A 21,418-nucleotide genomic window follows, 5' to 3' on the forward strand; every position below is an offset into this window, starting at 1 on the left:
CGGTCATCGAGCGGGCCGGGGGATGAATGCGGCCGAAAGCAGCAGGCTGATCAGGATGCCGGGGGCCACCACCTGGCCCACGGCGTAGAGGGCCGGGATGCTCGAGAACGCCAGCAGGCAGAAGGACACCACCGCCGTCACATTGGCAAGCGCCAGCGAGGCCAGCGTGTCGTTATCGATCACCGCCTGCGTGCCGGCCGGCGCAGCGTCTTGCTGGGCACGGATCTGGTCGAAGAACAGCGCGTAGTTGGAGCCGATGGCCACGGTGAGCAGCAGGCCGACCAGGTGCAGGATGCCCAGCGCCACGCCCAGCGCACTCAGCCCCGCCAGCACGATCAGCACCGCGCCCACGATGGGCTGCGCGAGTCGCAGCAGGCGGCGCGGGTCGCGCAGATAGAAGCCCAGCAGCAGGCACACCGCGAGTGCGCCCAGCAAGGCCTGCAGCAGCGCCTCGTGCAGGTAGCGCGCGTACAGGGCTGTGAGTTCGTCTCCCACATTGACGACCTGCGCGCCCGGCAGGTCGGCCAGGGCCGTGCGCAGGCGGGCGGCATCGACCGGGGCGCTCGCAGCGGCCTGCACGTTCAACAGGGCGCGCCAGGGCCGCGCGCCGTCGCCCGCCACGAGCTGGGCGGCCAGCGCCGGGGCGAGTGGCGTGTCGCGCAACGACTCCAGGGTGAGCAGGGGCTGAGCGCGGGCCGCCTGCACGTCGTCGACGAAGCCATCCAGGCGGCGCGCCGGCAGCGGGCCGTCGGCCGTCGCCTGCGCCAGGTTCGCGCGCAGGGTGTCGGCTTCGGGCAGGGCCACGCGGCGCTGCTGCTGCAGGGCCGGGCTGGGCAGCAGGCGGGCCGGTGATTGGTAGCCGGCGATCGCGCCATCGGCCATCAGCTTGTCGAGCCGCGCGCCGGCGGCTTCGGCCTGGGCCAGCACGCCGGCCTGATCGGGCGCCGACACGGCGACGAGCGTGCCGCCTTCGGCCGCCCCCACATCGGCGCGCAGGTCGGCATCGATCTGCATCTTGGCCGGCCCGACCGGGCTCAGCGATGACAGATTGCCGCGCCACGCCGACGGCAGCCACGCGAGCGCCACCGCGGCGGCCACCGCAGCGGCCATCAACGGCCAGCGCAAGCGCGGCAGCACCGCCGTGCACCAACCGACGAACCGCCCGAGGTGCCGGCGCAGCCCCGCTCCGGGCGCGCCATCGGGTGCGATGTGCGGGAACACGCAGCGCGTGGTCAGCGCCGCAGCAGCCAGCCCCGCCACGGAGAACAGGCCGAGCTGCGCCAGGCCCGGGAAGCCCGAGAACAGCAGCGCCGCGAAACCGCACACCGATGTCCACAGACCCAGGCGCACCGTGGGCCAGTTCTCGGCCAGCCAGCGCCGAGCGCCGCCGCCTCGCGGCGAACCGGGCACCGAGCGCGCCTGGATCAGGTAGTAGATGCCGTAGTCGACTGCCTCTCCGAGCAGCGTGGTGCCGAAGCCAAGCGTGATGCCATGCACGTTGCCGAACGCCAGGCTCACCGCGGCAATGCCCGCGAGCACGCCACAGGCGACCGGCAACGCGGCGATGGCGAGCGTGCGCATCGATCCACCGAAGGCCAGCAGCAGGATGCCGATGATGGCCACGGCACCGGCGATCGCGAGCTTCTCGACCTCGCTCTTGATCACCGAGCGTGACTCCACGGCGAAAGTGCCCGCGCCCGACACCACCAGCTTGAGCCCCGGCACGGCCAGGGCCGCGAAACTGTCGTGAACGACCTGCAGCGCGCGCTCCTGCGCGTCGATGTCGGCGCCATCGGATCGCGTGGTGGCCAGCAGCACAGCCCGCTCGGCCTGGCGCGACACCCACACGCCGTTGTCGCTGCGCGGCCCGCCCGTGGGCAGCATGCCCTCGGCCATGCGCACCGTCTCGCCGGTGGGGTCGCGCAGGATCACCTGCTTGATCATGCCGCCCGCCGGCGTGCCGAGCAGCGAGGTGGATTCGTCGATGGCGGCGCGCAGCCCCTCTGGCGTGAAGCGCTGCGCGTCGACCGCGGGGCTCAGCAGGTAGCGGTGCTCGAACAGGAACTTGCCGGTGGCCTCGAACTGCGCGTTGTCGCCGTTGTGTACCGACTCGAAGGCGTCGTTCTCGCGCAGCACCTGGCCGAGGCGGCGCGACGCTTCGGCACGCTCTTCAGCGCTGCCGCCTTCAATGCCGATCAGCACCAGCCGCGCGGCCACGCCGGTGCGCAGCTGATCGAGCAGCACCGCCTGCTCGGCGCTCGGCGACGACGGCAGGAAGGCCGACAGGTCGGCCACGTACGTCGTACGCACGGTGACGACGAGCGCCAGCGCCACGCAGGCCAGCCACAGCAACAGCGCACGCCGTTGAGCGAATGCGCCGAGGCGCGTGAGCCACTCGCGCATGCAGCGGCTCAGTTCGCGGCGCTGGCCGCCCGGGCCGCAGGCACCACCGGCTCGATGCTCATCACCGAGCGGTCGCCATCGGTCATGTTGACGACGACGCCGCGCACCTGCGATTGCTGCCCGGTGAGCTGCACGTCGCGCACGAGTTCGCGCAAGCGCGCCGCGCGCGGGGTGAGGTCGAGCCGCCAGCCTTGGGCGCTGCCGCTCACATGCGTCTCGAAGTGACGCTCCAGCAGATCGCGGTTGCCGGTGAGCGTGCCGCGGATGGCGTCAGCGATCACGGCCGCCTCGGGCACCGAATCGAGTGGCACGGTGCGCGTGCGGCCTGCCGAGCTGAGCGTGACGGTGTTGCCGGTGACGGCCACCTTGTCCTGGCGCGGCTTGAGCGTTTCGCGCACGAAGGTGTCGGGCGCGGCAAAACTGAGCCGGCCCGAGGACTCCAGCGTGCGTTCCAGCATGTCGACGGTGCGCTTCTCGGTGAACGTGGCCTCGCCGCTCTTCACCTTGGCCAGCAACTGCGTGAGTTGGGCAAGATCGAAGGCAGCCTGCGCACGCCCGCTCAGCGGGGCCAGCAGTGCGCTGCACACCAGCAACAAGGCCAACGCGGCGCGGCGGGGCTCAGGCCGCGGAGGGGTCGGCAGAGGGGAGGTCGGCAGAGAGATCGACATCGTCGGCCCAGAAGTCGTAGAAGTTGAACCAGTTGTACGGCGTCTCGCGGCACAGCGCCTCGAGCAGCGCCACGTAGCGCTGCAGGGCCTCGGCGGCCATCTGCTCGGCCTGGGCGCGGTCTCCGGCCGCCAACTGGGTGAAATCCGCCAGGTCATGGAAGCGCAGCTCGTAGCGGTTGCCGCCATGGTAGAGGCCGGCGACGAAGACCATGCGCCGGCGCAGCATCGCCGCGAGCCGGAACGGGCCGTCGGAGAAGCTGGCCGCGCGGCCGAGGAAGCTGTGGCGGCTGGTCTGGGTGCGGCCCGATTGCACCGGCAGGCTGCGATCGGCCAGCAGGCCGGCGATGCCGCCGTCATCGAGCCACTGGCGCAGCGCGAGCATGGCCCCCGGGCGGCCGAGCGGGATCGTGTGCAGCTTGGCCTCGGGCGCCACGGCGGCCAGCGCGGCGTTGATCTGCCGCGCGTTGTCTTCGTACATCAGCATCGCCACGCGCTCGCCGTTGTGCTGCGCATCGGCGCGCAAAGCCTCGAAGCTGCCCAGGTGCGCGCCGACCGCCATGAAGCCTTCGCCGGCCTTCATCGGCACATGGATGCGCGCCGAATCGGTGATCTGCACCTCGAAGCAGTCGAAGCGGCTCTGCAGGAAGTACACGCGGTCGAGCACCGTCGACGCGAAATGGTGAATGTGCCGGTACACCTCGGACAGCCGCGCCGGCCGCCCCAGCGCGCGGCCGAGGTAGTCGCGCGACGCGTGGCGCGCCTTGCCATTGGCGAGCAGAAAGTACAGCGCGATGGGGGGCAGCAGGCAGCGCGTGAGCGACCTGCCGGCCGTCATCGCGATCCGGCGGATGAGCTGCAGAGCCCACAGGTGGCTGCGCTCACGCTCGGCAGACCAGGCCGCGGCGGCGCGGCTCACGCGGCGCACTCGAAATGCCCCGAGGCCACCACGCGCTCGGCGCGACGGACCTCGAAACGCAAGGCCGTAGCGGTGCTCTCGAAGTGGAACGACAGGCTTGCCCCCGGGCGCACCGGCGCCAGGAACTTGGCCACGCCCAGGCGCGGCGCAAGGCCCACGCGTGCCGCCAGTGCGGGGTCGCGCAACAAAGCCTCCGTCACCTCGGCCAGCAAGGTCACGCCGGGCAGCAGCGGCTGGCCCGGGAAGTGCCCCGCGAACGCCGGGTGATCGGGCGCGACGAGGTACACGCTCACGCCCCGCCGCGCTGGCGCTGCGCGGCCAGCACACGCTCGGCCCAGGCCGCGAACACCGTGGCCGGCAGCTTGGCGGTGCCTTCGGAGCGCGGCAACTCGGCGACCGCGATCACGCGTCGCGGCACGAACGCCGCATCAACGCGCTGGCGCATGGCGGCAATGACCCGCGGCCCGATCTCGCCGGCCGACACCTCGGGCGCGACCACAAAGGCGATCAGGCGCGTCACGCCTTCCACCGCCGCGTCGGGCGGCAGCCAGAAAGCGCCATCGCGCACGCCGTCGATCGCGTTCAGGTGAAAGTTCAGGTGGCCGAGCGAGCTGCGCTTGCCAGCGATGTTGATGAGGTCGTTGGAGCGCCCGAGCAAGCGGAAACGCGAGGCGTCAATGAGCTCGATGACGTCGGACAGGCGCGTGGGCTCGGGCACGTGACCGCCCTGCGCCACCGTGGCCTCGCCGTCGGCGCTGAGGCTGATGCCATCGAAGGCCTGCCATTCGGCGCCCGCGGTGGTGCGGCGCGTGGCGAGTTGGCCAGTCTCGGTGCAGCCGTAGATCTCGATCAGCGGCGCAGCGAGCGCGGCCTCGGCGCGCGCGGCAAGCTGCGGTGAAAGCGGCGCCGTCGCACTCAGCGTGAGGTCGATCGCCGGCAGTGAAACGCCGGAGTCGATGAGCGACTTCAGGTGGAAGGGTGTCGTCACCAGCATGCAGGGCCGCGGCGCACGAGCGAGCGCGGCGGCGATGTCTGCCGGGTAGAAGGGCCGGCTCGTGTCGATCACCGCGCCGCCGAGCAGCGCGAGCAGCACGGTCGACTCGAAGCCGAACATGTGCTGCGACGGCACGGTCGACACCAGGGTGACGCCCGCCATCGACGGCAGCCCCATGTGGGCCGCGAGCCGCTGCGCTTCGGCACGCGCGTTCTCCACCAGCAGGCCCCAGTGCTTGGCATGCGGCACCGGCGCGCCGGTGGAGCCCGAGGTGAGCACCTGGGCCACCAGCGCATCGTCATCGATGGCCGGCAGATCGGCATGCGCCGGGGTGTCGGCCAGGCCCTGCGGATGGCGCAGCGTCGGCAAGGCGGTGGCGTTGTCGCCCGCGTCGGCCTGATCGGTGAGCGCGTAGGCGCTCGGGAACAGCGCGCGCAGGCGCTCGACCATGTCCGGCGTGTGATTGGGGGGCAGCAGGCTGCCCTGGCCGCACAGCATCGCCGCGCCGAGGCCGACCGTGAAGGCGTAGCGGTCGGCGCTGAGGTTGAGCATCACGCCGCCATTGGGCAGCATGCCCGCCAGACGCTGCACATCGGCCAGGTATTGGCGCCGCGAGAGCACCTGATCGCCGCGGCGAGCCAGCGGCGCGCTGAGGTCGTCGGCCCACAGGAGTTGGCTGGCCTTCATGGCGCGGTATGTCCTTGGCTGGGCATCTTGGGGGCCTGCATGTAGGCACGCACGGCATCGGCGGCGCTGGCACGCTCGAACTCAGGGTGCAGGCGATAACGCAGTAGGTGTTCGCCACCGAACATCACGGCCGTGGCCAGCGGCGTGACCACGTTCGCGAACAGCGCCCAGGTGTCAAAGCTCGCCCAGGCATAGAGCAGCAGCGAAATCACCACGAGCGCAAGAAAGAAGACCACCCAGGCCCGCGTGAGCGTGCGCGTGTAAGCCAGTTGCCGCGGCGGCAGGTAGCCGCCATGCACGCGCAGCGCCACGCTCGAGATGAGCGCGGTGCGACCCGGCCGCAAGGTACTGCCGAACACCAGGGCAAGGCAGAAGTTGATGCCCGCGTGCTGCACCAGGTAGAGCACATGCGAGGGCGCCTTGACACCCGTGACCGCCAAGGCGCACAGGACGCCCAGGGCCGACAGCGCCACCAGGCTGACCCAGCGGTACGCACCACGCCAGGCGCCGAGCGTGATCAGCACCAGCATCGGGCTGAGCACGCCGACCACGTTCCAGGGCGAATCTTCGGTATGCGTCATCAGCCAGTGCGAGCCGCCGATGTAGGCCGCACCCGCAAGGGCGATCGCGGCGATGCGGGCCACCATGCGCAGTTGCATGGCTCAGTTCACGCGGTTGGCGGCGATGTGCTCGGTGAGGCTGGCCAGCGAACTGAAGATGCGCGCGTTGTTCTCGTCGTCCGAGCGCAATTGGAAGCCGTAACGCTGCGACACCACCAGGGCCACTTCGAGGATGTCGATCGAATCGAGGCCGAGGCCATCACCGTAAAGGGGCGCCTGCGGATCGATCGACTCGGGGGCGATCTCCAGGTTGAGCGCTTGAACCAGCAAGGCAGCCACTTCGCGCTGGAGTTCGGGTTGGGAGGAAGTCATGCGTGTGTATCGATCTAGGAGCGCAGGCCCACGGGCCAGGGCGCCCGTCAGCGGGGCGTCAGTTTAACAAAGGGCCACCCTGCGGCCGCCTCGGCCAGAGGGGGGATCAGCGTTCGAACGGGCGGGTCAGGGCGAAGCCGCTGCCATCGGTGACGCCATCGCCCGCCGCGCTGCCACCGCGGGCCGCGGCGTTGAGGCGGTCGATCTCGGCATACGCGAAACGCAGCTGGCCTTCGAGCCGCGTCACCGAGGAGCGCTGCTCGGCCATGAAGGCGGTCTGGCGTTGCTGCGCACTCGTGCGCTCTTTCTCCAGATCGGCCTGCAGGCGGGCGTTGAGCGCGCGCAGGTTCTGGGTGCTCGCAGCCACCTGTTCGCGCGCCGCGGCCACGAGCCGCGCATGCCTCAGCTTGGCGCGCTCGTTGAGGATCACCCAAGCCACCGCCGCGCCCAGCAAGGCGCCGATGAGGCCGGCGGCCAGCATCGTTGCAATTCCCATGGTGTCCATCCGAGCCCCTTGTTCAACGTGCACACGTGCTGCACGCACGCTCGTCAGCGCCGCGGTTGCAGCACTGGAGTGAGAGCGTACTCAGCCGGCGTGCGTTTGTCTGCCCGCGTGTGCGAGGGGTCACGTGACAAAGTGCACGCCCACCTCGCGCGCCTGAGAACCGCAGGCGCGTGGCCGGGCTCAGGCGGTGCGCGGCCTGACCTTCGAGGCGGCCTCCTTGGCGCGGCGGCGAGCCACCTCGACATCACCGTCGAAAGCCAGCGCCACGCCCATGCGGCGCTTGGTGAAGCTCTCGGGCTTGCCGAAGAGGCGCAAGTCGGTATTGGGCACGCGCAGTGCCTCGTCGACCCCGTCGAAGGCAATGCCTTGCGCATCGACACCGCCATAGATCACCGCGCTCGCGCCGGGGCTCTTGAGCGCGGTGTTGACCGGCAGGCCGAGGATCGCGCGCGCATGCAGCTCGAACTCGTTCTGCCACTGGGTGATCATGGTCACCATGCCGGTGTCGTGCGGCCGGGGGCTGACCTCGCTGAACCACACTTGGTCGCCCTTGACGAAGAGCTCCACGCCGAACAGCCCCTGGCCGCCGAGGTTGTCGGTCACGGCCTTGGCGATGTCGCGCGACCGCTGCAGCGCCGCGTCGGTCATGAGGTGCGGCTGCCAACTCTCCACGTAGTCGCCACTCACCTGCACATGGCCGATCGGGTCGCAGAAGTGGGTTTCGACCTGCCCGCCGGCGCCCATGGCGCGCACGGTGAGCTGGGTGATCTCGTAGTCGAAATCGATGAAGCCTTCGACAATCACGCGGCCATGGCTCACCCGGCCTCCGGCCATGGCGTAGTCCCAGGCCTTCTTCACGTCGGCGGGGCCGTCGATCTTGCTCTGGCCCTTGCCCGAACTGCTCATCACGGGCTTGACGATGCAGGGGTAGCCGATGGCCTTCTTGCCTGCGGTGCCGTCGATGGCAGCCTGTAGCTCGTCCAGCGAATCGCAGAACACGTAGGGGCTGGTCGGCAGGCCGAGCGTTCCGGCCGCCAGGCGGCGGATGCCTTCGCGGTCCATGGTCAGACGAGCAGCCCGGGCGGTGGGGATCACGCGCACGGTGCCCGCGGCCTCCAGCTCTTCGAGCATGGGGGTGGCGATGGCCTCGATCTCGGGCACCACCAGCATCGGCCGCTCGGCCTCGATCAACGCCTTGAGCTGCGCCGGGTCGCTCATCGTGATGGTGCGGGCGTGGTGCGCCACCTGCTGGCCCGGGGCGTTCTCGTAGCGGTCGACGGCGATGGTCTCGACGCCCAGGCGCTGCAACGCGATCAGCACCTCTTTGCCCAGCTCGCCGCTGCCCAGCAGCATGACCTTGGTGGCCGAGGGAGAAAGCGGGGTTCCGAGGGTCGTCATGGCATCGCTCTTGAACAGGACAGAAGGGGGCCCATTCTAGGGATGCCATGCTCAACGAAGCTTTATCATCCGCCCCCATGCACACCGGCCCCCGCGACGTGGCGCAGACCCGTCTGGACAACGCCCTGGCCCTGTTCGACGAGTTCGTCCACGCCACCGTCAAACACCCCGATGCCGCCACGCTGCGCGGCCTGGAACGGCGATTCGCCGAACGACTTCAGATCCAACCCAGCTACTGGAGCCAGATCAAGAGCCGCTCGCGGCAGATCGGTGAGCGCCTGGCGCGCCAGTTCGAGCAGCTTTGCCACAAGCCGGCGGGCTGGATGGACCAGCCTCACGGCAGCACGGCCTCGTCGCCCGCGGCCCCTGCGCAGGGCCCCTCGCAAGACGACGACACCAACCGCAATGTCCCGCAGGACGACGACGAGCGCTTCATCGTCGGCCTGGTGCTCACCTATTACCGTCGCCATCCGCATCGCGCCCGCGCGCGGCTGCTCGATCTGCTGGGCGAAGTGCTGGCGCCCTCGCCACCGCCCGCGCCCGCCAAGCCCGGCGCCGCAGCAGCCCGGCCCGCACCGCGCGAGGCCGAGCACGACCTGTGGGCCCGCAGTCAGTCGGGTGTGGCGCCGTTGAAACGCAAACGCTGAATCTCGGGCATCCCCCTAGAACAAGGTGCGCAAGACCTCTTGCGCAAGATAATCAGTTGTTTATCATCTGCGCAAGTTGCGGGGCCAGCCCGTACCGCAGCGACACCCCCCAGCCCCACCCACACCCGGAGCCCATGTTGTCGACCTTTGCACTGATCCCGACGAAGCCGCGCGCGCAGCGCCATGCGTCGTCACCAGTTCGCGGCAACCGTGAGGCGCCACCCGGCGTATCGCCCACCTGAGTGCTCTGTACACAGAGCCTCGAGCGGCCCGGGTTGCATCACTGCCCCGGGCCGTTTTGTTTTTTGTCGCCCGACGTTCCGCGCCGCCCGTCACCTGACTTGCGGATGCCCTGTCCAAACCATGAGGAGAGCATTCATGAAGATTACCGTCACCACCCCGAAGCCGCGCAACCCCGTCGTCGTCGCCGCCCACATGCGTCGCGCCGGCAGCCACCGATCCGGTGGCAGTGCCGCGCGACAACAGGGTCGCCGCACCCTGAAGCGTGAGCTGGCCCAGCTCACCCACCACCCCGACAGCCCATGAACCCACGGCCACGCCCCACGAGGGCGGCCCCCGAAGGAAACGATCATGTCCAGTTTCAAGCCCGTCTCGTGGCGCCCTGACAGCGTCACCCCTCCCTGGACCTACCCGGTCCGCCGCCTGCTGGCCGCAGGCCTGCGTGGCGCCAGCGCCGTGCTGGCGCGCCTCGCGCATGTGATGGCCGTGCCGGTCGTCCCCGACATCCGGCAAGCACCCGAGGTGCTGGAGTTCTATGCCGACGCCGGCGCACCCGAAGGTGCGCTCTACGCCGACGGCGAACTCGTCGGCTACCTCGAAGGTGTGAAGCGCCTCTGAAACGTGGCGCGCCCGGGCTGGCGATTGCAGCCGGCCGGGCCTGCAAACGCAGGCAAACTCCGGCGCATGCCGAGCCCGCCTCTCGTTCACCTAGAGCATGTCGACAAGCGCTTCGCCAACGGCGTGCAGGCGTTGAACGATGTCTCTCTTCAGGTGGCGGGAGACGAGTTCGTCGCGCTGCTCGGCCCCTCGGGCTGCGGCAAGAGCACCGTGCTGCGCCTGGCGGCCGGTCTCGATGCCGCGACCAGCGGCCGCGTTCAATCCCCCGCCACATCGGCCGCGCCCGTGGCCGACACCGCCTGCGTGTTCCAGGACGCCACGCTGATGCCCTGGGCCAGCGTGTTCGACAACGTGTGGCTGCCGTTGCGGCTGGACAGCGTGCCGCGCGCCGAAGCGGCGCCACGCATTGAAGCCGCACTGGCATCCGTCGGGCTCGCCGCGTTTGCCAAGGCCTACCCCAGCGAGCTCTCTGGCGGCATGAGAATGCGCGCCTCGGTCGCACGGGCGCTCGTCACCCAGCCCCGCCTGCTGTTGATGGACGAGCCGTTTGCGGCGCTCGACGAGTTCACGCGCCAGAAGCTCAACGCCGATCTGCTCGGCTGGTGGCTCGCGCGCCGACTGGCCGTGATGTTCGTGACGCACAGCGTCTCCGAGGCCGTGTTCCTGAGCCAGCGCGTGCTGGTGATGGGCGCACGGCCCGGGCGCGTGGTGGCCGAGATCGCCATCGACGAACCCTATCCGCGCGACGCGCGCTTCCGCACCTCGCCCCGCTACGCCGCGGCCTGCGCGCGCATCACCGAGGCGCTCGATGCGGCGCACGCGCTGGCGTGACGATGCAGCGCTTCGCCCCCCTGCTCAGCCTGCTCGCCCTCTTCGCCGCCTGGGAGGCGCTGGTGCGCCTGGCGCAGATCCCGCACTACACCCTGCCTGCGCCCAGCCTGGTGCTGCAGACGCTGTGGAGCAACTTCGGCTCGCTGGCCGCGAGCTGGTGGTTCACCCTCAAGATCACCTTCGGTGCCCTGCTGCTGGCCTGCGCCGGCGGGGTGTTGATCGCCGCGGTGTTCGCGCTCTCGAAGCCGATCGAACGCGCCTTCTTCCCGATCGCGGTGATGCTGCAGGTGACCCCCATCGTGGCGGTGGCGCCGCTGATCCTGATCTACGTGGAAAGCACCACCGCCGCACTGCTGCTGTGCGCGTGGATCGTGGCCTTCTTCCCCATCCTCTCGAACACCGTGATCGGCCTGCGGGCAGCCGATGCAAACCTGCGCGACCTGTTCCGCCTGTACCGCGCCACGCCACTGCAACGCCTGCGCTGGCTGCTGGTGCCGAGCGCCCTGCCGTACTTCGTGGCGGGCCTGAAGATCTCCGGCGGCCTGAGCCTGATCGGCGCCGTCACGGCCGAAATGGTGGCTGGCGCCGCCGGCCGCGAGACCGGTCTCGCCTCGCGCATCCTCGAAGCCAGTTTTCGCACCGAAACGCCCAAGATGTTCGCCGCGCTCGCGCTGCTGGTGCTCACGGGCGTGTTGATCTTCTGGGGCTTCAACGCGTTGTCCCGTGCGCTGCTCGGGCGCTGGCACGCGGTGGAGTCTGCATCCCTCGATTGATTGGAGAGCCCACATGCTGATCCGACCCGCCGTGTTCGCCACCGCCGTTCTCGCCGCGACCTTGATCGCCGGCCACGCTTTCGCTCAGGACAAGGTCGTGTTCGCCACCAACTGGAAGGCCCAGGCCGCGCACGGCGGCTTTTACCAGGCGCTGGCCGACGGCACTTACAAGAAGTACGGCCTGGACGTAACCATCCAGCAAGGCGGGCCGCAGGTGAACAATCGGCCCCTGCTGCCGGCCGGGCGCATTGACTTCCTGATGACCGGCAACCTGCTGCACAGCTTCGACAACGTGAAGAACGGCGTGCCCACCGTGGTGGTGGCATCGATGTTCCAGAAGGACCCGCAGGCGCTGATCGCGCACCCGGGCCAGGGCTACGAGAGCTTTGCCGCGCTGAAGAGCGCGCCGGTCGCGCTGATCGCGAAAGACGGCCAGTTCAGCTGGTGGCAGTGGCTGAAGGTGACGCACGGCTTCAGCGACGAATCGCTCAAGCCCTACAACTACAACCTCGGCCCCTTCCTTGCCAACAAGAAGGCGATCCAGCAAGGCTATTCGGTGGCCGAGCCGATCTACGTCGAGAACCAGGGCAAGTTCAAGCCAGTAGTGCACCTGTTGGCAGACCATGGCTTCAGCACCTACTCCACGCTGATCGAGGCGCGCGCCGACACCGTGAAGAGCAAGCCCGACCTCGTGCAGCGCTTTGTCGACGCCTCGGCCATCGGCTGGGTGAATTACCTCTATGGCAAGCGCGACGCGGCCGCCGCACTGATGATGAAGGACAACCCCGAGATGACCGTCGCCGAGATGGAAGCCTCGGTCGCGCTGATGAAGAACCAGGGCATCGTCGACAGCGGCGAGGCGCTGCAAAACGGCATCGGCGCGATGAGCCCGGCGCGCATCGCCGACTTCTACGCCCAGATGGTGAAGGCCGGCTTGTACAAGGCGGGCGACATCGATCTCGCCAAGGTCGCCACGATGCAGTTCGTCAACAAACGCGTCGGGCTCGACGCCAAGGCCAGAATGGGCGCCAAGTGACACCCGGGAAACCTGCCACTCAAGTGGCAGGCGGCGCGTGCCGATATTGCCGGTAACCGCTCGCACCACCCGGCCCATGACCACCAACGCCCCGCGCCCGCCCCTCACGCACGCCCTGCGTGACCTACCCAGCTGGGTGGCGTGCTTTCGCGAGGCCGAGATCCCGGTGCTTGGCAACACCGCCGATGCGCTCGAGGCCATGCGCGCGAATGAAGACGAGGTCGACGCCAACCTGATCGGCGAGATGGTCGCCGACGACCCGCTGATGACGCTCAAGGTGCTCGCCCACGCGGCGGCAAACCGCCCGCCGCGGCTCGTTACCGACGTCGAGACCGTCACCGCCGCCGTTGTGCTGATGGGCATCACGCCTTTCTTCACGGCCTTCGGCCCGCAGCCCGTGATCGAAGACCACCTGGCCAGCGAGCCCGAAGCGCTGCGCGGGCTGAGCGAAGTCATGCGGCGCGCCCACCGCGCGGCCCAGTTCGCCCTCACGTTCGCCGTGCACCGACAAGATCACGACGCCGCCGTGATCTATGAAGCCGCGTTGCTGCACGACTTTGCCGAGATGCTGCTGTGGTGCCATGCCCCCGCGCTGGCCCTGCAGTTGCGCACCGCGCAGCAGGCGGACCCCACCTTGCGTTCGCGCAGCGCACAACTGCAACTTCTCAACGTGGCCCTGAGTGACCTGCAACAGGCGCTCATGAAAACCTGGGCCCTGCCCGAGTTGCTGATCCGCATCACCGACGACCGCCACGCCGAGCACCCCAGCGTGCAGAGCGTGGTGTTGGCCATCCGCCTGGCGCGCCACACGGCGCTGGGCTGGGACAACCCGGCGATCCCCGACGACATTCGCGACATTGCCGAGCTGCTCAACCTCTCGGTCGATGCGACCGCCGCGCTGGTGCGCGAGACCGACACCTGAACCGCTTACCGCCCGCACGGCGGAGCCCCGCAGGGGATTGCGGTCTTGACCTGCGGCCTCGCCCGCGAGAGCCTACGATCCTGGCTGTTCAAACAGAACACACAGGAGCATGCACATGCAGTTCACCCCCTGGGACAACCCCATGGGCACCGACGGCTTCGAGTTCGTCGAGTACGCCGCCCCCGACCCCGTGGCCTTGGGCCAGCTCTTCGAATCGCTCGGCTTTCGCGCCATCGCAAGGCACCGCCACAAGGATGTGACGCTGTACCGCCAGGGCGAGGTCAACTTCATCGTCAACGCCGAGCCCAACTCCTTCGCGCAACGCTTTGCGCGCCTGCACGGCCCGAGCGTGTGTGCGATGGCCTTCCGCGTGAAGGACGCCAACCTCGCCTACACGCGCGCGCTCGAACTCGGCGCCTGGGGCTTCGACAACCAGACCGGCCCGATGGAGTTGAACATCCCGGCCATCAAGGGCATCGGTGATTCGCTCATCTACTTCGTCGACCGCTGGCACGGCAAGGACGGCGCTGAGCCCGGTGCCATCGGCAACATCAGCATCTACGACGTCGACTTCGTTCCCATCCCCGGCGTGGCCGCCGAGGTGCCGGGCAACGGCCTGACCTACATCGACCACCTCACGCACAACGTGCACCGGGGCCGCATGAAGGAGTGGGCCGATTTCTACGAGCGCCTGTTCAACTTCAAGGAGGTGCGTTACTTCGACATCGAAGGCAAGCTCACCGGCCTGAAGAGCAAGGCGATGACGAGCCCCTGCGGCAAGATCCGCATCCCGATCAACGAGAGCTCCGACGACAAGAGCCAGATCGCCGAATACCTCGACCTGTACCACGGCGAAGGCATCCAGCACATCGCCCTCGGCACCGACGACATCTATGCCACGGTGGATGCGATGAAGCGCAGCAAGGTCGCCTTCCAGGACACCATCGAGACCTACTACGACCTGGTCAACAAGCGCCTGCCCGACCACGGCGAGAAGCTCGACGAGCTGAAGCGCCTGCGCATCCTCGTGGACGGCGCCACGCACCAGGGCGCGCCCAACGAGCTGCTGCTGCAGATCTTCACGCAGACGGTGATCGGCCCCATCTTCTTCGAGATCATCCAGCGCAAGGGCGACCAGGGGTTCGGGGAAGGCAACTTCCGCGCGCTGTTCGAGAGCATCGAACTCGACCAGGTGCGCCGGGGCGTGCTGAGCGACGCACCGACAAGCTGAGCCCCATGCCAGCCGACAAGGCCGTCAACCAGGGCGTGGCGCCGGTCACGTACGGCGACGGCGATCGCCCACCGCGCGGCGACTATGCCGCCGCAGGAGCCGACTACACCTGCGACCAGAACTGGCACCACTACACGCCGCAAGAGCATGCGCTCTACCAGCGGCTGTACGAAAGGCAGGCGGCGCAGTTGCCCGGGCTGGCGTGCGAGGAGTTCATCAGCGCCGTGGCGCAACTCGGCGCGCCGCACGAGATCCCGCGCTTCGATGCGCTGTCGGAGCGCCTGCACCGTGCCACCGGCTGGGAGGTGGTGGCCGTGCCGGGGTTGATCCCCGAGGAGGCCTTCTTCGGCTTGCTCGCGCAGCGGCGCTTTCCGGTCACCGGCTGGATTCGCAAGCCTGAGGAGTTCGACTACGTCGTCGAGCCCGATGTCTTCCACGACCTCTTCGGCCACGTGCCGCTGCTCTTCAACCCGATGTTCGCCGATTACATGCAGGCCTATGGCGCGGGCGGGCTGAAGGCCAGCCGCCTGCAGGCTTGCATGCACCTCGCCCGGCTGTACTGGTACACGGTGGAGTTCGGGCTGATCGCCACACCGGCGGGCCTGCGCGCGTATGGCGCGGGCATCCTGTCATCGACCGGCGAATTGCGACACAGCGTGCTCAGCCCCAAGCCGCAGCGCCTGGGCTTCGACGTCGAACGCATCATGCGCACGCAGTACCGCATCGACAGCTACCAGAGCACCTACTTCGTGATCCGCGGTTTCGAGCAACTCTTCGAAGCCACAGCGCCCGACTTCACACCGCTCTACGAGCGTGTTGCGCAACAGGGCGAATTGAGCGCCGAGGCCCGACTGCCGACCGACACGGTGTGCTGAGCCTCGCCCATCGCGACCGTAGCCGCTCGCCAATCTCGCAGCGCGGCCGCGTGTCAGCGTGTTGAATGGGCCGACGCCTCGAACGGCATCGCCCAGGCCAGCACGTCGTTGAAGACCTCGGGTTGATCGAGCAGGTCCACATGGGCCGCGCCCACGATATGTCGGTTGTCGGCGCCCGGCAAGGTGGCGCTCGACGCGGGAAACACGATGTTGTCGCAGTGGCTGTAGAAGCAGGTGAAGCGCTCGAAATGCTCTGACGATTCAGTGGACTCGAGGGCGCGTTGCCAGTCGGTACCCAGCGCCATCTCACGCGCGTTCGTGGTGGTGGCGAAGCGCGCCAGCCAGGTCCCGCGGTGCGGGCTTCCGATGGTCACGACGCGATGCACTCGGTGTGCCGCAGCAAACGCCATGAGCCACGCCCGGATTGCGAGCCCACCCATGCTGTGGCCCACGACCACCGGCGGCAGGCCGGTCGCCACCTCCATGCGCGACACCGCCTGCTCGATGATGGGCGCGTAGTCGCTGATGCTCCCGAACACGGGTTCGAGGTTCACGGCGATGAAGGGCACGCCGCGTTCACGCAGGCGCGGCAGCCAGCGGTTCCACAGCCCGCGGTTGCACACGAAGCCGTGCACCAGCACGACACCGCGCCGGCCCGGCTGATCGGGCACGAAATCGGGCTCGACGTTCGAGCGAAAGGGCTGCTGCCAGCAGAAGACCCGCGGCGCGGTGCGCACCTCGGCCCACCAGGCTCGCGCCAACTGCGCCACGCTGGCCTTGGGTGCAGGGTCGTCGCCATGAACGAGCCACACGAGCACGTACTCGATGGCGATGAACAACGCATAGCCGAACACGATGAGCGCCACGCCGGCAGCCGCCCACCCGGGCTCGCCCTGTGTCGCGAACCAGACAGCCCACGCGAGGGCGGCGACGGCGAGTGTGAGGGTGGTGAACTGTTGAAGGCGCGCAAGCATGGGCGCCATTAGGACACCAAGCGGACGTCTCGGCCAGTCAATCGCTTGGCCAGGCCCGTGGCAAATCGGTTGGCGAACCCATATACCGACAACTGCGGGTTCGCGCCGATGCTGGTCGGGAACACCGAGCCGTCGTGCACCGAGAGGTTGCTCATCTGCCAATGCGTGCCGTCGGTGCGCACCACCCCTTGGCTCTCGCTCGCACCCATCGCACAGCCGCCCATCACATGGGCACTCACCACGCGGGTCAGCAAGGGCTGCATGGGCAGCGCCTCGATCGCCGCACGCGCATCGGCCCAGGTCGTGTACTCGCCAGCCAGTTCATGCACTGGCACCACGCTGCGCGCACCGGCTGCAAACTGGATCTCGGCCATGCTGAGCAAAGCACGCCGGGCGCCCTCCATGATGAACGCGGTGAGCGGGTAGTCGAGCTCTGGCGTTGCGTCTGACTTCAATCGCACCTGCCCGCCCGGCGCCTGCGGGTGGAAGCCGTCGCGCAGCAAGGCGAGCAGTGCATGCGTGTGCGGGAAGCGGTTGAGCGTCGCCGCTTGTTCCCGACCATGGCCCGCCAACGTGCTCGAGAAGATGACCGGGTGCAGAGGCGGTGCCTCCAGCTTGTAGCCGATGGCGCCGTCGATGGGTTGCGTATGAAGAAAGTGATCGCTGTAGAGCGTCTGGGGAGCGCCATCCCAGGCTTCGACGCGCTGCTCGAAAGTGGCCGCAGAGATCACCACCGGGTGCAAGAACGTGCGCGCCCCGAGCAGCCTGTGCGGATCGGGCAACGCGGAGCGCAGCATGAGCGCAGGCGAGTTGATCGCGCCGCCGGCCACCACATAGTGCCGGGCAGCAATGCGCGTCGGGCGCGGGCTCTCGATCACGTCGCCTGACAAGGTGACGGGCGCGCACAGCAGGCCTTCGATCGAGCCCTTGGCATGCTCGAAGCGCAGCGCACGCGTTTGAACGAGCAAGGTGGCACCATGATCGAGTGCGGCCGGGATCGTCGTCACCAGCATGGACTGCTTGGCGTTGGTCGGACAGCCCATGCCGCACGAGCCGATGTTCCAGCAGCCCTTCACGTTGCGCTCGATGCCGGCTGCCGCGATGCCCAGGCGCGCGGCACCCTGGCGCAGCAGCTCGTTGTTGTTGTTCGGGGCCGTCAGCCAGGGCGTGATGTTCAGGCGCCGCTCGGCCTGCTCGAACCACGGCGCCATCTCGCGTGCGCTCACGTCGGGCAAGCCATGGTGCGACTGCCAATGCGACAGGGTCTCGGGTGGTGTGCGGAAAGAGCTCGTCCAGTTGACCGTCGTGGAGCCCCCCACGCAGCGCCCCTGGAGGATGTTGATCGCCTTGTCTGCGGTCTTGCGCGCAGCACTCTCCTGATAGAGCGCGGGGTACGCCTCGCTCTCGCGCTGATGGAAGTGGCTGCTGCTGCGCAATGGCCCTTCTTCGATCAGCACGATCTTCAATCCCGCCTGAGTCAACAGCTCGGCCGTGATACCCGCGCCTGCGCCGGTTCCGACGATGGCGACATCGCACTCCATTCGAGAAGGCAACTCGGCGTGCTCGCCGCCGAGCACCCGCCACCCTCGGCGCAGGCCCTCGCGGATGGGGTCGGGGATCTGGCCTGCCGCCATCAGATGTCGCGCGGGCCCGGATAGCCGAGCGGAGCCCAGGTCGATGGGTCGGCGTGATACGCCGCATTCGTGAGGTCGCGCAGCGCGTGATAGGCCTGCTGCTTCAACGCGACGGACGACAAACGCATGCTCTGCAGTGCCGCCTGCACCTGCGCCACGGAGGCGGTGTCCCACGGGGTGGGCAACCCGGCGAAGAGCAAACGGCCCGGCCCAGACGCAAGTAGCGCAAGGAGTTGCGAGAGCTCTTGCCGAGTGGCCGCCGGAAAGGCCGCGATGGTGTCGTCCAGGCGCTGTAGGTGCAGTGCCAAGGCCGCCGCTTGGGTGTCGTCATTGCTTGGCAGACTGCCGTCGAGCACCGCACGCGCCACGGCGGCGAACACATCGCGGCCCGCCTCGCTGAGCCGACTGTGCACCAACCCGGGTTGAACGATCGCCAGGCCGCCCCCCACCACGGAGATCGCGGCCGCCCCGCCGAAGCCCAATTGAAGGAGGCGGCGTCTTTGCATGTGAGAGGTGCTGGGAGGTGATGCGCGGCGGGGAGCTCGATCAAGTGTTGCATCATTCGCAGGGCGTGCCGTAGGGGCGGGCAACTAACCGGTACCGAGATCAACCCGCACTCGTGATCACCATGACAGCGACAGCCGAATCGATCCTGAGCCACTTGGCAACAGTGAGCGCAGAGCGAGACGAACGCGCCCGCTCGCCACGGCTGGCTGCCCGGGTGGCGGCGATCAAGGGGTATCAGCAGGCCCGCTTCTCACACACTTACGCGGATCTGCTCTCGACACCGCGCTACAGCGCGGCCGCGCAGTTCTTTCTGGATGAGCTCTACGGCCCGGGTGATTTCTCGCAGCGTGATGAGCAGTTCGCGCGGGTTGTGCCCGCGCTCGTCCGCCTGTTTCCCCGTGACGTAGTTCTCACTGTGGACACGCTCGCGCGGTTGCACGCGCTGTCGGAAGCGCTGGACAGCGAGATGGGACGTCATCTCCAAGGTGAATCAGTGGATGCTTCGAGCTACATGCGCGTGTGGCAAGCCACCGCGCGCGTGCCGGCTAGGCAGACTCAGATCACACTGGTACTTGCAGTGGGCGAGTCACTGGACAAACTCACGCGCAAGCCCCTGCTTCGCCATAGCCTGCGCATGATGCGAGGGCCTGCGCGCGCGGCGGGGCTTGAGGCTTTGCAAGTCTTTCTGGAACGCGGTTTCGAGACCTTCACGTCCATGAAAGGCGCGACCCAATTTTTGACGACCGTGCAGACGCGTGAGCAATTGCTGATGTCTGCACTGTTCGACGGGACCGCGCTAGGACAATTACCGTAGCCGGTCCGAACAGGCAGCTGTGATCATCCAACGGTCTATTCACGTTGGAGTCACAAAACATCATGCAGAAGCCCTGGCTCAAGAGCTACCCGAGCGGCGTTCCCGCCGAGGTCGATGTCGATCAGTACCGAACGCTGGTCGACCTTCTGGAGGAGTCGTTCGCGAAGTTCGCAGACCGGACGGCCGCGATCTGCATGGGCCAGGGCCTCACTTACCGCGAGTTGGACAGCATGTCTCTCGCGCTCGGCGCCTGGTTGCAAGGCAAGGGGCTGAAGGCCGGTGCGCGCGTGGCCATCATGATGCCGAACGTGCTGCAGTACATGCCCGTCATCGCGGCCATCTTGCGCGCTGGCTACACCGTGGTGAACGTCAACCCGCTGTACACGCCGCGAGAGTTGGAGCATCAACTCAAGGACTCTGGGGCCGAGGCCATCTTCATTCTGGAGAACTTTGCCAAGACCCTCGAGCAGGTCATTCTCCAGACCGAGGTGAAGCACGTCGTTTTGGCGTCGATGGGCGACCTTCTCGGCGGAGCGAAGGGCACGCTCGTGAACCTGGTGGTGCGCAATGTGCGCAAGCTCGTTCCACCCTTCCGGCTGCCCTTGGGTGACGGCCGGAGCGTGACGCGGTTCAACCAAGCCGTGGCCGATGGCTCGCGGTCGACCCTGGCCAAGCCGACGCTCGATCCTCAAAGCGTAGCCTTTCTTCAGTACACGGGTGGCACGACCGGGGTCTCGAAGGGCGCGACTTTGCTGCATCGGAACGTGATCGCGAACATCATCCAGTCGGAGGCTTGGTTCCAGCCGAAGCTGAACGAGGTTGGCGGCGCGCAACTTGTAGGTGTGTGCGCGCTTCCGCTGTATCACATCTTCGCGCTGACTGCCTGCTACATGCTGGGTGCGCGGCTGGGTTCGCTGAACATCCTGATTCCCAACCCGCGCGACATTCCCGGCCTGATCAAGACGCTACGGGGTCACCGGGTCAACATGTTCCCCGCGGTGAACACGCTATTCAACGCGTTGGCCAATCACCCGGACTTCAAGAGTCTCGACTTTTCGCAGCTGGCGATTTCGAACGGCGGGGGCATGGCGGTCCAGCAATCGACCGCTGAGCAATGGCGGAAGATCACCGGCTGCCCAGTGGTCGAGGGCTACGGCCTGTCAGAAACGTCGCCCGTCGCGACCATCAATCGGTTCGACATCGATACGTTCACAGGGACGATCGGCCTGCCGGTCCCATCAACCGACATCGCCATCCGGGACGATGACGGCCGCGATGTGGGCTTCGGGCAAACCGGCGAGATTTGTATTCGAGGGCCACAAGTGATGTCTGGCTACTGGAATCGGCCTGATGAAACAGCCAGAGTCATGACGAGCGATGGCTTCTTCAAGTCGGGTGACATTGGCGTCATGGACGAGAACGGTTACGTGAAGATCGTGGACCGCAAAAAGGACATGATCCTGGTGTCCGGCTTCAACGTGTATCCAACAGAGATCGAGCAGGTGGTTGGCATGCACCCTGGCGTTCTTGAATGCGCTGCGATCGGGATCGCAGACGAGCGCTCCGGTGAATCAGTCAAGCTCTTCGTCGTCCGAAAGGATCCGACACTCACAGAGGAGCGCCTTGCGGCTTACTGCAGCGAAAACTTCACTGCGTACAAGCGCCCAAAGGCAATCGAATTCCGGGACGATCTGCCAAAGTCCAACGTCGGGAAGATTCTGCGGCGCGAGCTGCGCGCATGATTTCGCGCTTCGCGATTTGCTGGCACTAGCATGTCGCGAGGCGCCTTAGCGCTTGCGCTCCGGTTGTGGCT

At 67.8% G+C, this 21,418-nt stretch carries 23 protein-coding genes; 11 read left to right on the top strand and 12 right to left on the bottom strand.

What is annotated here, in order from left to right:
• Positions 1–3 precede the first annotated feature (3 nt).
• From AC1KAR_RS07435 to purT, 9 genes are all read right to left on the bottom strand, one after another.
• Positions 4–2,403 (bottom strand): MMPL family transporter, encoded by a 2,400-nt coding sequence (locus tag AC1KAR_RS07435; protein WP_480316047.1) that lies wholly within the window; start codon positions 2,401–2,403, stop codon positions 4–6.
• 8 nt (positions 2,404–2,411) lie between these two features.
• Positions 2,412–3,005: a LolA-related protein gene (locus tag AC1KAR_RS07440; RefSeq protein WP_480316049.1), complete on the bottom strand. Its 594-nt coding sequence runs from the start codon at positions 3,003–3,005 to the stop codon at positions 2,412–2,414.
• A gap of 16 nt (positions 3,006–3,021) precedes the next feature.
• Positions 3,022–3,987 (bottom strand): acyl-CoA synthetase, encoded by a 966-nt coding sequence (locus tag AC1KAR_RS07445; RefSeq protein WP_480316051.1) that lies wholly within the window; start codon positions 3,985–3,987, stop codon positions 3,022–3,024.
• The gene (locus AC1KAR_RS07450; RefSeq protein WP_480316053.1) at positions 3,984–4,280 is read right to left on the bottom strand and encodes an ApeI family dehydratase; all 297 of its coding nucleotides are present in this window, start codon (positions 4,278–4,280) and stop codon (positions 3,984–3,986) included. Before AC1KAR_RS07450 ends, AC1KAR_RS07445 begins: the two co-directional genes overlap by 4 nt.
• On the bottom strand, positions 4,277–5,668 hold the full coding sequence (locus tag AC1KAR_RS07455; protein WP_480316055.1) for an AMP-binding protein: 1,392 nt from the start codon (positions 5,666–5,668) through the stop codon (positions 4,277–4,279). Before AC1KAR_RS07455 ends, AC1KAR_RS07450 begins: the two co-directional genes overlap by 4 nt.
• The gene (locus tag AC1KAR_RS07460) at positions 5,665–6,327 is read right to left on the bottom strand and encodes a COG4648 family protein (protein ID WP_480316057.1); all 663 of its coding nucleotides are present in this window, start codon (positions 6,325–6,327) and stop codon (positions 5,665–5,667) included. Before AC1KAR_RS07460 ends, AC1KAR_RS07455 begins: the two co-directional genes overlap by 4 nt.
• A gap of 3 nt (positions 6,328–6,330) precedes the next feature.
• Positions 6,331–6,600 carry a phosphopantetheine-binding protein gene (locus tag AC1KAR_RS07465; protein WP_480316059.1) on the bottom strand — a complete coding sequence of 90 codons (270 nt, stop codon included), beginning with the start codon at positions 6,598–6,600 and terminating at the stop codon, positions 6,331–6,333.
• 106 nt (positions 6,601–6,706) lie between these two features.
• Positions 6,707–7,096: a hypothetical protein gene (locus tag AC1KAR_RS07470; RefSeq protein ID WP_480316061.1), complete on the bottom strand. Its 390-nt coding sequence runs from the start codon at positions 7,094–7,096 to the stop codon at positions 6,707–6,709.
• A 189-nt stretch (positions 7,097–7,285) separates the two neighbouring features.
• Positions 7,286–8,503, bottom strand: coding sequence for a formate-dependent phosphoribosylglycinamide formyltransferase (gene purT, locus AC1KAR_RS07475; RefSeq protein WP_480316063.1), 1,218 nt, complete (start codon positions 8,501–8,503; stop codon positions 7,286–7,288).
• A gap of 77 nt (positions 8,504–8,580) precedes the next feature.
• Here purT and AC1KAR_RS07480 point away from each other — a divergent pair, with 77 nt between their 5' ends.
• The 9 genes from AC1KAR_RS07480 to phhA all read left to right on the top strand — a co-directional run bounded on the left by AC1KAR_RS07480 (position 8,581) and on the right by phhA (position 15,676).
• Positions 8,581–9,150: a hypothetical protein gene (locus tag AC1KAR_RS07480; RefSeq protein ID WP_480316065.1), complete on the top strand. Its 570-nt coding sequence runs from the start codon at positions 8,581–8,583 to the stop codon at positions 9,148–9,150.
• 378 nt (positions 9,151–9,528) lie between these two features.
• The gene (locus AC1KAR_RS07485) at positions 9,529–9,696 is read left to right on the top strand and encodes a hypothetical protein (RefSeq protein ID WP_480316067.1); all 168 of its coding nucleotides are present in this window, start codon (positions 9,529–9,531) and stop codon (positions 9,694–9,696) included.
• Positions 9,697–9,741: 45 nt separating this feature from the next.
• Positions 9,742–10,008 (top strand): hypothetical protein, encoded by a 267-nt coding sequence (locus AC1KAR_RS07490; protein WP_480316069.1) that lies wholly within the window; start codon positions 9,742–9,744, stop codon positions 10,006–10,008.
• 66 nt (positions 10,009–10,074) lie between these two features.
• The gene (locus AC1KAR_RS07495; protein ID WP_480316071.1) at positions 10,075–10,839 is read left to right on the top strand and encodes an ABC transporter ATP-binding protein; all 765 of its coding nucleotides are present in this window, start codon (positions 10,075–10,077) and stop codon (positions 10,837–10,839) included.
• A gap of 2 nt (positions 10,840–10,841) precedes the next feature.
• Positions 10,842–11,612 (top strand): ABC transporter permease, encoded by a 771-nt coding sequence (locus AC1KAR_RS07500; protein ID WP_480316073.1) that lies wholly within the window; start codon positions 10,842–10,844, stop codon positions 11,610–11,612.
• A gap of 13 nt (positions 11,613–11,625) precedes the next feature.
• Positions 11,626–12,648 carry an ABC transporter substrate-binding protein gene (locus AC1KAR_RS07505; RefSeq protein ID WP_480316075.1) on the top strand — a complete coding sequence of 341 codons (1,023 nt, stop codon included), beginning with the start codon at positions 11,626–11,628 and terminating at the stop codon, positions 12,646–12,648.
• 76 nt (positions 12,649–12,724) lie between these two features.
• Positions 12,725–13,570, top strand: coding sequence for an HDOD domain-containing protein (locus tag AC1KAR_RS07510; protein WP_480316077.1), 846 nt, complete (start codon positions 12,725–12,727; stop codon positions 13,568–13,570).
• Positions 13,571–13,685: 115 nt separating this feature from the next.
• Positions 13,686–14,801: a 4-hydroxyphenylpyruvate dioxygenase gene (gene hppD, locus AC1KAR_RS07515; protein ID WP_480316079.1), complete on the top strand. Its 1,116-nt coding sequence runs from the start codon at positions 13,686–13,688 to the stop codon at positions 14,799–14,801.
• Positions 14,802–14,806: 5 nt separating this feature from the next.
• Positions 14,807–15,676, top strand: a complete 870-nt coding sequence (gene phhA / locus AC1KAR_RS07520) for a phenylalanine 4-monooxygenase (protein WP_480316080.1) — start codon at positions 14,807–14,809, stop codon at positions 15,674–15,676.
• A gap of 53 nt (positions 15,677–15,729) precedes the next feature.
• Here the strand turns inward: phhA and AC1KAR_RS07525 are convergent, their stop codons facing one another.
• The 3 genes from AC1KAR_RS07525 to AC1KAR_RS07535 are packed head-to-tail and all read right to left on the bottom strand — an operon-like array spanning position 15,730 to position 18,790.
• Positions 15,730–16,650: an esterase/lipase family protein gene (locus tag AC1KAR_RS07525; RefSeq protein ID WP_480316082.1), complete on the bottom strand. Its 921-nt coding sequence runs from the start codon at positions 16,648–16,650 to the stop codon at positions 15,730–15,732.
• A gap of 8 nt (positions 16,651–16,658) precedes the next feature.
• The gene (locus tag AC1KAR_RS07530; RefSeq protein WP_480316084.1) at positions 16,659–18,284 is read right to left on the bottom strand and encodes a GMC family oxidoreductase; all 1,626 of its coding nucleotides are present in this window, start codon (positions 18,282–18,284) and stop codon (positions 16,659–16,661) included.
• The gene (locus AC1KAR_RS07535) at positions 18,284–18,790 is read right to left on the bottom strand and encodes a hypothetical protein (RefSeq protein WP_480316086.1); all 507 of its coding nucleotides are present in this window, start codon (positions 18,788–18,790) and stop codon (positions 18,284–18,286) included. The genes AC1KAR_RS07530 and AC1KAR_RS07535 overlap by 1 nt, the downstream gene beginning before the upstream one ends.
• Before the next feature lie 122 nt (positions 18,791–18,912).
• Here AC1KAR_RS07535 and AC1KAR_RS07540 point away from each other — a divergent pair, with 122 nt between their 5' ends.
• Positions 18,913–19,605: a DUF8198 family protein gene (locus AC1KAR_RS07540; protein ID WP_480316088.1), complete on the top strand. Its 693-nt coding sequence runs from the start codon at positions 18,913–18,915 to the stop codon at positions 19,603–19,605.
• A 62-nt stretch (positions 19,606–19,667) separates the two neighbouring features.
• Complete coding sequence (locus AC1KAR_RS07545; protein WP_480316090.1) at positions 19,668–21,347, top strand: long-chain-fatty-acid--CoA ligase; 1,680 nt, start codon at positions 19,668–19,670, stop codon at positions 21,345–21,347.
• Positions 21,348–21,418 lie beyond the last annotated feature (71 nt).

The organism is Piscinibacter sp. PDB1-1 (genome assembly GCF_056675995.1).

Excerpts from the sequence above, each read along its gene's own strand:
- AC1KAR_RS07470 (WP_480316061.1), bottom strand. The coding sequence starts at position 7,096 with ATGGGAATTGCAACGATGCTGGCCGCCGGCCTCATCGGCGCCTTGCTG.
- AC1KAR_RS07485 (WP_480316067.1), top strand. The coding sequence starts at position 9,529 with ATGAAGATTACCGTCACCACCCCGAAGCCGCGCAACCCCGTCGTCGTC.
- AC1KAR_RS07545 (WP_480316090.1), top strand. The coding sequence starts at position 19,668 with ATGCAGAAGCCCTGGCTCAAGAGCTACCCGAGCGGCGTTCCCGCCGAG.
- AC1KAR_RS07435 (WP_480316047.1), bottom strand. The coding sequence starts at position 2,403 with ATGCGCGAGTGGCTCACGCGCCTCGGCGCATTCGCTCAACGGCGTGCG.
- AC1KAR_RS07490 (WP_480316069.1), top strand. The coding sequence starts at position 9,742 with ATGTCCAGTTTCAAGCCCGTCTCGTGGCGCCCTGACAGCGTCACCCCT.
- AC1KAR_RS07540 (WP_480316088.1), top strand. The coding sequence starts at position 18,913 with ATGACAGCGACAGCCGAATCGATCCTGAGCCACTTGGCAACAGTGAGC.
- AC1KAR_RS07535 (WP_480316086.1), bottom strand. The coding sequence starts at position 18,790 with ATGCAAAGACGCCGCCTCCTTCAATTGGGCTTCGGCGGGGCGGCCGCG.
- purT (WP_480316063.1), bottom strand. The coding sequence starts at position 8,503 with ATGACGACCCTCGGAACCCCGCTTTCTCCCTCGGCCACCAAGGTCATG.
- AC1KAR_RS07495 (WP_480316071.1), top strand. The coding sequence starts at position 10,075 with ATGCCGAGCCCGCCTCTCGTTCACCTAGAGCATGTCGACAAGCGCTTC.
- AC1KAR_RS07505 (WP_480316075.1), top strand. The coding sequence starts at position 11,626 with ATGCTGATCCGACCCGCCGTGTTCGCCACCGCCGTTCTCGCCGCGACC.
- AC1KAR_RS07465 (WP_480316059.1), bottom strand. The coding sequence starts at position 6,600 with ATGACTTCCTCCCAACCCGAACTCCAGCGCGAAGTGGCTGCCTTGCTG.
- AC1KAR_RS07500 (WP_480316073.1), top strand. The coding sequence starts at position 10,842 with ATGCAGCGCTTCGCCCCCCTGCTCAGCCTGCTCGCCCTCTTCGCCGCC.
- phhA (WP_480316080.1), top strand. The coding sequence starts at position 14,807 with ATGCCAGCCGACAAGGCCGTCAACCAGGGCGTGGCGCCGGTCACGTAC.
- AC1KAR_RS07460 (WP_480316057.1), bottom strand. The coding sequence starts at position 6,327 with ATGCAACTGCGCATGGTGGCCCGCATCGCCGCGATCGCCCTTGCGGGT.
- AC1KAR_RS07480 (WP_480316065.1), top strand. The coding sequence starts at position 8,581 with ATGCACACCGGCCCCCGCGACGTGGCGCAGACCCGTCTGGACAACGCC.
- AC1KAR_RS07455 (WP_480316055.1), bottom strand. The coding sequence starts at position 5,668 with ATGAAGGCCAGCCAACTCCTGTGGGCCGACGACCTCAGCGCGCCGCTG.
- AC1KAR_RS07510 (WP_480316077.1), top strand. The coding sequence starts at position 12,725 with ATGACCACCAACGCCCCGCGCCCGCCCCTCACGCACGCCCTGCGTGAC.
- AC1KAR_RS07525 (WP_480316082.1), bottom strand. The coding sequence starts at position 16,650 with ATGCTTGCGCGCCTTCAACAGTTCACCACCCTCACACTCGCCGTCGCC.
- hppD (WP_480316079.1), top strand. The coding sequence starts at position 13,686 with ATGCAGTTCACCCCCTGGGACAACCCCATGGGCACCGACGGCTTCGAG.
- AC1KAR_RS07530 (WP_480316084.1), bottom strand. The coding sequence starts at position 18,284 with ATGGCGGCAGGCCAGATCCCCGACCCCATCCGCGAGGGCCTGCGCCGA.